Origin of the sequence: Sphaerospermopsis reniformis, from assembly GCF_005402885.1 — a bacterium.
In the GTDB taxonomy this organism is placed as follows: Bacteria; Cyanobacteriota; Cyanobacteriia; order Cyanobacteriales; family Nostocaceae; genus Sphaerospermopsis; species Sphaerospermopsis kisseleviana.
The window spans coordinates 1-11,081 of the sequence record NZ_BJCE01000183.1; the positions used below are offsets into that span (position 1 = coordinate 1).

At 35.2% G+C, this 11,081-nt stretch carries 7 protein-coding genes and 2 pseudogenes; 7 read left to right on the forward strand and 2 right to left on the reverse strand.

Annotated elements, in window-relative coordinates; all coding sequences use genetic code 11:
- Positions 1 to 175 precede the first annotated feature (175 nt).
- Positions 176 to 835: pseudogene (locus tag FFR48_RS20320) on the forward strand (AAA family ATPase); the annotation flags it as partial.
- 227 nt (positions 836 to 1,062) lie between these two features.
- Here FFR48_RS20320 and FFR48_RS20325 read toward each other — a convergent pair.
- On the reverse strand, positions 1,063 to 1,494 hold the full coding sequence (locus tag FFR48_RS20325; protein WP_137668629.1) for a helix-turn-helix domain-containing protein: 432 nt from the start codon (positions 1,492 to 1,494) through the stop codon (positions 1,063 to 1,065).
- 86 nt (positions 1,495 to 1,580) lie between these two features.
- On the reverse strand, positions 1,581 to 1,889 hold the full coding sequence (locus FFR48_RS20330) for a type II toxin-antitoxin system HigB family toxin (RefSeq protein ID WP_137668630.1): 309 nt from the start codon (positions 1,887 to 1,889) through the stop codon (positions 1,581 to 1,583).
- Between the two features lie 330 nt (positions 1,890 to 2,219).
- On the opposite strand from FFR48_RS20330, the pseudogene FFR48_RS20335 reads away from it, so the two are divergent.
- The 6 genes and pseudogenes from FFR48_RS20335 to FFR48_RS20355 all read left to right on the forward strand — a co-directional run bounded on the left by FFR48_RS20335 (position 2,220) and on the right by FFR48_RS20355 (position 10,786).
- Positions 2,220 to 2,768: pseudogene (locus FFR48_RS20335) on the forward strand (WGR domain-containing protein).
- 302 nt (positions 2,769 to 3,070) lie between these two features.
- The gene (locus FFR48_RS29550) at positions 3,071 to 6,268 is read left to right on the forward strand and encodes a helicase-like domain-containing protein (protein WP_236104124.1); all 3,198 of its coding nucleotides are present in this window, start codon (positions 3,071 to 3,073) and stop codon (positions 6,266 to 6,268) included.
- An 18-nt stretch (positions 6,269 to 6,286) separates the two neighbouring features.
- Complete coding sequence (locus FFR48_RS29555) at positions 6,287 to 8,188, forward strand: helicase-related protein (protein WP_236104125.1); 1,902 nt, start codon at positions 6,287 to 6,289, stop codon at positions 8,186 to 8,188.
- 310 nt (positions 8,189 to 8,498) lie between these two features.
- Positions 8,499 to 8,900, forward strand: coding sequence for a DNA-binding protein (locus tag FFR48_RS20345; protein WP_096573062.1), 402 nt, complete (start codon positions 8,499 to 8,501; stop codon positions 8,898 to 8,900).
- A gap of 347 nt (positions 8,901 to 9,247) precedes the next feature.
- A complete protein-coding gene (locus tag FFR48_RS20350) occupies positions 9,248 to 9,727 on the forward strand; it encodes a hypothetical protein (protein ID WP_236104126.1) in 480 nt (159 codons plus the stop codon).
- A 90-nt stretch (positions 9,728 to 9,817) separates the two neighbouring features.
- The gene (locus FFR48_RS20355) at positions 9,818 to 10,786 is read left to right on the forward strand and encodes a DUF4351 domain-containing protein (protein WP_096573063.1); all 969 of its coding nucleotides are present in this window, start codon (positions 9,818 to 9,820) and stop codon (positions 10,784 to 10,786) included.
- Positions 10,787 to 11,081 lie beyond the last annotated feature (295 nt).

The following is an 11,081-nucleotide window of genomic DNA, read 5'->3' on the forward strand; positions in this document are numbered from 1 at the left end:
CTTCGCCACCTCCATCAATGAAATAAATTGATCATAGCTGATTCCCAGTATACCCCTAGCGCGTTTTGGGTACATATGTATATAATTGGTAATATTTTTCATCTTTGGTAGAACCACGGTATATTTTTCATTTACCGTTCTACCATTTTTCCGTTATATATTTCGGACAGGTCTATTGTTGCAACTAGACATAGCCTCAATGCTGGGTAGTCTGGTGGGAGAATCTGAAGGTAATGTCCGCCGCGCACTAAGTACGGCTGAGGCGATCGCTCCTTGTGTGTTATGGATTGATGAAGTAGAGAAAGCACTTTCCGCTAATGGCGATAGTTCTGGAGTTTCACAAAGGATTCTAGGGAATATCCTCACTTTCATGTCTGAGTGTACAGCAGGAGTGTTTGTGGTAGCAACCTGTAATGACCCAACTGCTTTACCGATTGAATTCAAGCGCAAAGGACGGTTTGACGAAAATTTTTTTGTTGACCTCCCCACAGAACCAGAACGTTGCCAAATTCTCAAGATTCATCTAGAAAGATACGGTATAAAAGTTCCTCAAGAGTATTTGGAGGCGATCGCTGCTAGTACCACCAAGTTTAGCGGTGCTGAATTGGAAACTCTGGCCTCAGAAGCCGCACTACTAGCTTTTGATGAAGGTAGACCACAGCAGGTAACACTAGCTGACTTAGAAAATTGCCAGCAAAATATTACACCTTTAGCTGTTCAAGATGCTGCTGCTGTTGAACGGATGCAGTCGTGGTCAAAGGTAGCACGACCAGCTTCTAGTTCTGTGCAGGTTTCTAAGAGAAGCCTTCGTACTTCTAGGTTTCGTACTAATTAATACACAACAAAAGAGCGAAGAGCGATCGCCTTTGGTAGTGCGCTCCCTTTCCCTATCTCTGGTAAATGAGTAATCAATCATTGTACTCACTCACCTATTAATCGCATACAAAAATGCTCCTAATAGTAAACTAGGAGCGTTTCTGTTTCTCAAATGTTTTTGAGTTATTTAATCGAACAAAGATGCAAATATCCATTTCACCTGGTAAATGCTTGGATAGTCAAACTTTAAGCAGCCTCTAAGAAATCTCGCTGTAATGGATTTTCTGGGAAAAATACAGCAGGTGAAATTTTAAAAAAATCCGCAAGTTTTTGGATATGTTCAACAGTTAATTTACGTTTACCATTGAGTACATCAGAAACAATTGATTCAGTTTTAAAGATAGGAACTAAATCTTTTTGTTTGAGATTTAATTCTGCAATCAAAACTTTGAGAAGGTCTACTCCATAAATATCAGGAATTAAATCTTGTTGCTGCTCATATTCATGGATTAAAATTCCCAACAGATCCAAATAATCTTCTTCCGCCTCGGTTAATTCTCCTTTATCAAGAAGCTTATCAACTACTGCTTGAGTTTTCTCTAAATCTTCTTCAGATTGTATGGTACGAGGAGGGAAAGACGTAATTAATTCTATGTAGCTAGTGTTTTGATGTAGCATTTCATGTTCATCGTATTGTTTGTTCAATAAAACTAGGATTAATAAAACATTAATCTTAGTTTTATCTAATGGAATTTTATTTACAATTAGCTACCAAACCAGTCGTCATTTTTCCAGTTTTCTTTACTATATTCTGCATGAGTAAGAAACTCACGGATATATATAGCTTTTTTCTTGTAATCAATACAGGTTATTAATCTGTATTTGTTACCTCCAATATTAAAAATGACGAAGTTTTTAACTTGGTCAGGTGCAAAAGGTACAGTAGTTTTAACATCTGTAAAACTATTCCATTTTTGCCCTTTTACAAGTTTTTTCCAAAATTGTATGCTTGCTTCAGCGTCTGGGTGCTTCTCACAAGCTTGTTCGAGTCTGGTTTTGGAAACAATTCGCATAATAGGGTTTTCCTCTGATACAAATAAAAATTCCTTTCATGATGTTTTCTCCTGATTATTCAGTAACTAAAGACCTCTCCTTGACGAATAAGAAGAAGTTAGGCTTTAGAAGTTAACAGACTAATCTTAGCAAATTGCGAAGTTAATTGCAAGTACCTGACTCATAAGTATTATTGCTTATTTTCTTGCAGAGCAATTAGAACAGCGTTCTACCAGTCCTTACAACTTCCTGAATGAAACTATGACATCCGGTGAGCAGCTATCTTTCACTGCACCGCTAATTCAAGTATTTAGCTGACAACCACACCTTAAAATATCAACAGGCCAATTATGGAAATATACTTAGTGTTTGTAGATGCTGCCCAGAATAGCAATAAGTTCTGGAGTGCAAAAGTTGAGCAAGAAAATTTAACTGTTGAATGGGGTCGAGTAGGATATAAATCTCAGCAGAAAGTTCATGCTTGTGGTAACTATCAAAAAGCAGTTTCTAAATTCAACAATCTCGTTGCTGAAAAGAAAATGAAAGGCTACCGAGAAAGCCAAGCTTAAATTGACAATAATTCTGATTCTTCGGAAATTAAAAGAGCTATTCAATTACTAGAAATATTACGCCCTTATGTAGCTGAAAGACAATTTGCCAATAGCAATTATTTAGAAACGTTAAACCAATATCTCAAAATTGTCCCTACACCTTTGGGTATGAAAATAATACCATCTTTAATATACCGTCATGTAGGAGACGTAGACCACCAACTATCAATACTAAAATCTTTATTGGCAACTGAATCTGTTCAAGGTGAAAATACATCAGAATCTGGTAATAACAGGAAAGTTGTCAGCTTAAAAACAATTAGTAAGAACTTCTGGAGGCATATCTAATACTGTTCAACATTCAAATTCTCAAGCTTTTCAACCTGTCAATGTAAAAATTTCAACCATAAATGTTCACAAATTATTTATAAATGATATGGCTTACTAATGAATGTAAGCTATATTTTTTCTCTGATATCATTTTACTTTAAAGATGCACATATAGCATTTCCTAGTCTAATGAAGTACAAAATTATCTGCGTTTAATTATTACTGCCTATACTTCACTTGAATGCGAATATCTATAACATATTTAAATTGTAACTTTGCGCTATGCGCCCATTACCAAAACTATTTTTTGGTAATGGAATATGTTTACAATCAACTCAACAATAGAATCAGAATTAAAAACCACACCCCAACAAAGATGGGAAAACAACAAACAGGCAATTATTACCCTGCAAAATCTCAACACCACTCCCACCCAAGAGCAACTACAAACACTAGCCAAATTTAACGGATGGGGCTGTTTACCAGAAATATTTAGTTTAAATCCACAAACCAGATGGGTTGCTAAAGCACAAAAAGAATTGCTAACTTTACTGAATCAAGATGAATTCAATAACGCTGCCAGTAGCATATTAAATGCCCATTATACAGAACCAAAAATCATCCGTAGTATTTGGGAAATGCTATCACGCATAGGATTTACAGGAGGCAGAATATTAGAACCAGCTTGCGGTACTGGCTTATTCTTTGGACTCATGCCAGAAGATATACGCTACAACTCAAAACTATTTGGAATTGAATTAGATAAAACACCCGCTACCATAGCCAAACATTTATATCCCGAAGCTCAAATCTATAATCAGGGCTTTGAAAAAGTCAGCTTCCCCGAAGGATATTTTGATTTGGTATGTGGGAATTTTCCCTTTGGTGACTATGGAGTAAATGACTCAAAATATAACTTTCTGGGAGTCAGCATCCATAACTATTTTCTAGCCAAATCTGCCGACTTAGTGAGAGAAGAAGGGTTAATTGCAGTCATTACTTCTACCTACACTTTAGACGCTCCCAGTTCTCAAAAGTTCCGAGCTTGGTTAGGACAAAAACTAGAACTGGTAACAGCCGTAAGACTTCCTAGTGGAGTATTTAACACCATAGCTAGAACTCAAGTTAGCCCCATTCTGCTAATCTTTCAAAAAGTAAAAAATCCTCGTCATGCTAATACATCAAAATGGATAAATACTCAAGAAGTACAAATTGTTCCTCAAGATTGGGGTAATGAAGGTGACAAAACTAAAGCTCATCTCAACGAATATTTCCTGAGTGAATTTCAAGGCAGAAGTTTTGACAAATATTATCAAGATCAACTGCGAAAATCTCCCCAATACACACATTTACAACAGAGAATCTATCCTCATGTACATCAATTACTAGGTACACCAAGCATTAATAAAATGTACGGTGAAGGTTTTGCTCTTTTAGATGATGGTAGAGATTTATCTGAAGCATTGTGTAAAATACCTTTAAATGTTAACTACTTTCCTAGAAAGCAAGGTGAAGAACTACTATTAGTTCCACCTGAACTGCAACATATTAAAGAAATGGCTTTTTGTATTCATGAAAATCAAATTTATCAAAGAGCGAAAAGCCATTTAGTTTTAGTAGAAACAGTAGAGAGAAATAGAATTGAGGATTTTTGGCAGCTACGTAGTTGTTTAATAAAAGTCATCAATGCCCAACAAACAGTAAATGATGAGGAATTAACACAACTTCAACAAGAACTAAAAAACAGCTACAACTCATTCATTCGTAAATGGGGGAGAATCAATAGCAAGTACAACCTAATACATCTAGGGAAAGACCCCAACTATTATTTAGTCAGGACTCTAGAAAAGAGCAATTACAAATTAGCTGATATTTTCTCTAAACGAGTCTGTCGCTCATATTCTGCTCCCACAAAAGTCAATTCAGCCCAAGATGCTTTAACCCATTCTCTGAATATCAAAGGTTGCTTAGATTTGGATTATATCTCAGAAATTAGCCACCTGACTCCAGAGGAAATTATTCAACAACTCGATGCTGATAATCTCATCTTTTATAATCCAATTGGCCAGAAATGGGAACTCGCGGCTCAATATTTATCTGGTAACGTTTACAGAAAACTGCAAGAAGCGATCGCAGTTAATTTACCAAAAAACATAGAAGCACTTAAAGCAGTTCAACCATTACCAATGCTTCCCGATGCTACAGAAGATATCAAACTTGCTTGTCTAGAAACATCGAATATTGATTGGAATTCTCTCACAGATTCCCAAAAAGATAAAATCTTGAACAAGAAAATTCACATAATGCTAGGTACAAACTGGATTAAACCAGAAATTTACCAGCAGTTTGCGAAAGAGATATTGAAAATAAAAGTAACGATATCTCACATTACTTCATCCAGCACATCTTTTTGGACTGTAGGGGAAAATTCTGACGATATTACAGAATATGGCACAAGTTACATTGACAGTGCCAAACTTCTAGAAAAAGGATTAAATCGTCAAGACCCCAGAATCATTATTTACGCAAGCAAGGATACCATCAATACTGTAGCCTCTAATGAAGCGACAGAAGAAGCCAGAGCTAAATTAGAATTAATCAAATCTGCCTTTAGAAATTGGATTTGGGAAAATCAACAAAGATGTGTGGAATTGTATACATATTACAACACACAAATCAATGTTTTCTCTGCCCGAAAATACAATGGTAATTACCTCCAACTTCCAGGTAGTAATCCTCATGTGCAGTTAAACTATTGGCAATTAGATGGTGTTTCTAGAATACTTGAAGAAAATGCCACTTTTCTAGCCCATGATGTAGGACTTGGTAAAACATATACCATGATTTCTGCCATCATGGAATGTGGGCGGTTGGGATTAGCCAAAAAACCAATGTTAGTTGTGTTGAATGGCACTGAAAAGCAAATTGAAGAGAGTTTTAGATATCTCTATCCAATGGCAAACTTATTAGTTCCTGAAAAGCTAGATGCCGAAGGTAGAAAAATCTTCACTGCTGCCATTCAAACAGGAGATTTTGATTGCACTATCATTACTCACTCCCAATTCTTCAGTTTAGCATTATCGGAGGATTATCAATTAGCATTCCACAATCAAGAAAAAGAAATTCTCCAAGCTTTCTTGAGAAACGAATCCAACAACAGAATCACCACTAAACAGCTAAAGAAGGCGTTAAAAAGCCTAGAAAGTAAAATTAACAAGGTAACAGCATCAACAAGAAAAGATAATCACATTGATTTTGATAATTTGACAGATATGTTGGTGATAGATGAGATTCATGAATTTAAGAATTTATCTATCATCACCAAAATGTACAACATCAGAGGTATTCCCAATAATTGGAGTCAACGTGCTAGTGATACGTACATGAAGATTCTGCATACTCTGGGAGATATGCTCACAGAAACTTGTTCCCAATTCACAGGAAAAGTAATTGGTGCAACGGGTACAATTCTGTCTAATACTATGGCAGAATTATTTAACTGGATGCGGATGTTTTAACTTCCTAAATTACGAGAATTGGGAATAGAAACTTTCGATGAATGGGCTAGTCAATTTGCAGAACCTACTTCTTCTGCTGAAGTTACTGCGAGTGGTAAATACAAAGTAGTAACTCGGTTTAAGAGTTTCTGCAATATCCAAGCTCTCCGAGGGCTAATGGATCAATTTGTTGACCTCCGCACAAATGATAACATTGGTGATGTTTTAAAACGTCCAAAACCTAAGTTTATTGATGTTGTTGTAGAACCATCTCCAGCACAATTACAATTTCTGAGGGAAGCTCTCAAAAGGGCTGAGAAAATTTACACTCGGCAGGTTGCACCTAGCATTGATAATATGCTGAAGGTAACAACGGATCTCACAAAAGCTGCTTTAACTATGCGCTTATTGGGAGAAACTAAAGAAGCAGATACCAGCAAGTTACATGAGTGTGTTTGGAATAGTTGGCAAATTTGGAAGCTAACAAATAATGTCAAGGGAACTCAGTTAATATTCTGTGATGCTAGTATTCCTAAACCAGATAAATACAGCACTTATTTGTATTTGAAAATGCTGTTTATAGCATTAGGTATTCCAGAATCACAAATTGCCTTTGTTCATGATTTCAACAAATCTAAACGGACTAAACTGTTTGAGTTAGTTGATTCTGGTCAGGTGCGTATTCTACTGGGAAGTACAAAGAAATTAGGTACAGGTTGCAATGTCCACCGTCGCGGATTATGGGCTATACACCACCTAGATGCCCCTTGGCGACCTTCTGACTTAACTCAACGAGAGGGGAGAGGTATTAGACAAGGAAACGGGGAATTAATGGGTTCTACGTTGCCTTTCGTTTGGATATTTAGGTATGTTACGGAACGCCTGGATGCCCTTAGATGGCAAACTTTACAGTGGAAGCAGGAAATGACGACTAAATTCCTGAATGGTGAGGATTTAGATAATGTAGAAGATTGTGATCAGGGGGTTTATTCCTATGCTCAAATTAAGTCAATGGCTACAGGAAATTCTCTGTTAATTGAGGAGTCTAATTTGCGTAGTGAGTTGAATTCTCTACTCATTCAACAAAGGAGTCATCAAAGACAACAATTTAGTTTGGGTTGGAATATAGATAACTGGAATCGCAAAATTCAAGATTTAAAACGCAAGATTGAGTTGCTTCAGGAGGACTTGCAAATAATCAAGCCAATGTTAAAGGACATAGAAGCAGCGCAAATTTCTAGACGAATCTCTCTGGAGTGTAAAGAGATTTTCCAGAATCAATATACTTCTGCGAGAAAGATTGCTAATTACCGAGGATTTGATGTGTATGCTTATTATCGTCCTGGTAATAATAAGTTAGGTATATACATCAAATGTTGTGGAAATGAGTATTATTTCCCCTGGGTGATGAACAACAAAAGAGAAAGTATTGAGTTTCAGCGTTCTCATCCTTTAATCAGTCTTGATGCGTTGATAGATTCATTACCGGAATATCTGCCAAGATTGCACGAAGAATTGGAAAATGCACAAGTTGAAAATGCTAGACTTGAATCTCTTGTAGGACAAGCTTTTCCGCATACAGAAAGGATTGCTGATATTTCCCAACGTTTGCAGGAAATTGATGCTATTTTACAAGAGGATGAAGCTGCTTTAGATGTTTCTGAGGTGTCATCTCATGAGGAGAGTAGTGAAGATAGTGATGATGATTTTTGGTTAGATGATGAAAGGTGTATTCAAGAATGTCACATTCACCCAGGAATAGTAGATAAATTGTTTAGTCGCAGCATTGAAAATATCAAATGGATTAGCGATATTTCTCAAATTGTCAAGACTATCAAACCTATTGATTATCAAACTTCTGCATCTAGCACAATTAACAAAATACATGATTTTCCTAGCAGTATCAATAAAGTAGGGGGTATTCAACTTAGTCTGTTTTGAGATTACTGCTAGAGTTTTAGATTACTTTAAAACTGGGTATTGGGGAACTGCTTCCCCAGTGCCTATTTTTTATTTTTTAAGTGACATAATGAATACTTTAAAAACATTACATAAGTAGTTGTGCAAAATAAATTTTATAGTTAAAAGAAGAAACAGTGAACACAGAATTAAGTTTTACATATACATCAAAAAAGCCTAACTAACGACATATAAATACTGCTTTAATATAGTGACAATATTGATATATCGCTACGCGAAACATTTGTGAAAATCATGAAAATCAAAATTCACTGTATTTCAGGAGATAATTATGCAATCTGTACTTACTTTAATGATAGAAGCTATCTGTGTTACTTTCTTTGTAGCGATGTTTATAGATTTTATTGCTGGGATTTTTCAATTAATACAAGCTACAACATCAGTTATACCGGACAACATATCAATATCAATTCCTAAAGTCAATAAACCAGTTATTGTTCAACCATTACCTGACCCTTGGAACATGAAATTAGAAAATGATATTTCATCTGACGAAACCATGAAAAGTGAAACCATTCCTTTTCCTGTTCCTACACTAAAACTTTTACCACCTGCAAAAGAAATTAAATCAGAACCAAAACGCAGAGGAAGACCAAAAAAGAATAATACAACCCCTACTCCAAAAACTACTTCTACACGCAAACACAAATCACCTGAAAAAGCTGCTGCGTGAACAAACAAAGATAATCAAAAACCTAAACCATAGAATTTTTCAATTTTAATTTATGGTTTAGGTGTCAATCCTTAGCAGATTTCATTATTACAGGGAAAGAAAGGAGAATAAAAAATTAACCTTTAATCTTTCCCTAAATAACTGAATCACTACAAACTTATAAAGAACGCCTGGGGAAAGAGTTCTTTTCATTGACAATAATATTTGTTATGTCTATACTAGGGAATATTAGATTCGCATATTCAAGAATTAAATTCACTCCAGGGATAAAATCATACAGTTTGAATAAATTTATAGCATTATCAAATCTAGTCCATATCATTTAATGATTGAAAACCAGCATAGAAATGCAATTCATCAAAATACAAACTGCTGTAAATATCATCTGGATAACTATGCTAATTATTTGCCCTAAATGCCAAAGTAATAACTCTCGTAAATTATCCCTAGTTTATCAAGAAAATGTCACCCATAGCACTAGCACAGTCAGAGGTTCTATAGGTTCAAAATCTGCTGCTGCTTATAAAAATGAAACTAATACTACATCACTAGGCAAGATAGCAGCACCACCAGAAAAACCAAAATCAAATATTATTTTAATTCTTAAAATCATTTTTCTTACCTGGATAGGTATTATAGTATGTGGTATTTTTAATGCCTTAGTTCTAATTGAATTGTTAATGTTTGTATTTTTCCCAATCTACCTATTTTGGGCAGTAAGAAAAAACATTTTATACTCACGTAAATACCCTAGACTTTATAAAAAGTGGGATAATTCTTTTATGTGCCAGCGTTGTGGAACAATCTTTGAGATTATTGAAAGTTAGAGCATTTTCTAAATCATATTTATTATAAAAAAATTATAAACAGACAAAAATTTGTATATAATATTTTTTATCATGCTCATCTACTAAAAAATGACTGAATTAACAGCTAACTATGATGAATCATGGAAAGAAGCATTAAATGAATATTTTGAAAGCTTCTTATTCTTTTTCTTTCCTCAAATCCATGAATTAATTGATTGGAAAGAATCCCCTCAACCCCTTGACAAAGAACTTCAAGAGATTACAGCTTCATCAGAAACAGAAAAACGCATTGCGGATAAACTTTATAAAGTTTGGTTGTTAGATAAACAACAGATATGGATTTTGATTCACGTTGAAGTTCAAAGTCATTATGATGTTGATTTCGCAGAACGAATGTTTATTTACCACTATCGCGCTTTTGATCTTTACCATAACAAGGTACTTAGCCTAGCGATTTTAGGTGATGATAGACCCAATTGGCGACCTGATTGTTATCATTATTCTATTGGAGATGGTGAAACTCACGTCAAATTTCCTACTGCTAAACTCCTTGATTACGAATCGCGTTGGAATGAGCTAGAATCTAGTAACAATCCCTTTGCTATCATTACGATGGCACACTTGAAGACTAAATCCACAATCAGTAATTTTGCTGAACGGGAAGCGTGTAAATGGAAGTTAATTAGAGAACTTTACGAGCGAGGGTTAACAAAAGAACAAATAGTTAAGCTATTCAAAATCATTGATACAATGATGACTTTACCTAAGCATTTACAAGAAGGATTAATCACTAAAATTAAACGTTTGGAGGAGGAAAGAAAAATGCCCTTAGTTAGCCCAACAGAAAAACTGGCTATGGAACGCGGTGAACAGCAAGGAATACAACAAGGTGAAGAACGGTTAATTATACGACAACTTAATCGGCGATTTGGTGTAATTGCATCCAGCTTAATTGAGCAAATTCATCAACTATCTGTTGAACAGTTAGAATTACTGGGGGAAGCACTTTTGGATTTCTCAACAATAGCTGATCTAGAACAATGGTTACAAAATAAACCAAATTCCGTAGAAGAATAGCAGAAATATTTGATAGAAAGGGAGGAGTTGTATTAGGCGATCGCACGTAGCGCACTGCCAAAGGCAATCGCTACACCCACCGCAGATCGCCTCTCTTAATTTTTAGAGGTTCAATCATTACAATTACCTACCAGTTAAAAAACTCTATTTCATTAACAAATTCAAAGTCTAAGCTGTTGTGCAGCTAAATCGAATAAACAGCATTACCTTTATTTTTAACTTTGCGCTCCCATTTAATAATAAGACCTCCTTCGTTTAGCAATTTATTTAATAATTCTTCTAACTGTTCTACTGA

What these genes read in the sequence shown, in the direction of transcription:
- FFR48_RS20325 (WP_137668629.1), bottom strand. Translation starts at nt 1,494, where the DNA reads ATGCTACATCAAAACACTAGCTACATAGAATTAATTACGTCTTTCCCT.
- FFR48_RS20355 (WP_096573063.1), top strand. Translation starts at nt 9,818, where the DNA reads ATGACTGAATTAACAGCTAACTATGATGAATCATGGAAAGAAGCATTA.
- FFR48_RS20350 (WP_236104126.1), top strand. Translation starts at nt 9,248, where the DNA reads ATGCAATTCATCAAAATACAAACTGCTGTAAATATCATCTGGATAACT.
- FFR48_RS20330 (WP_137668630.1), bottom strand. Translation starts at nt 1,889, where the DNA reads ATGCGAATTGTTTCCAAAACCAGACTCGAACAAGCTTGTGAGAAGCAC.
- FFR48_RS29550 (WP_236104124.1), top strand. Translation starts at nt 3,071, where the DNA reads ATGTTTACAATCAACTCAACAATAGAATCAGAATTAAAAACCACACCC.
- FFR48_RS20345 (WP_096573062.1), top strand. Translation starts at nt 8,499, where the DNA reads ATGCAATCTGTACTTACTTTAATGATAGAAGCTATCTGTGTTACTTTC.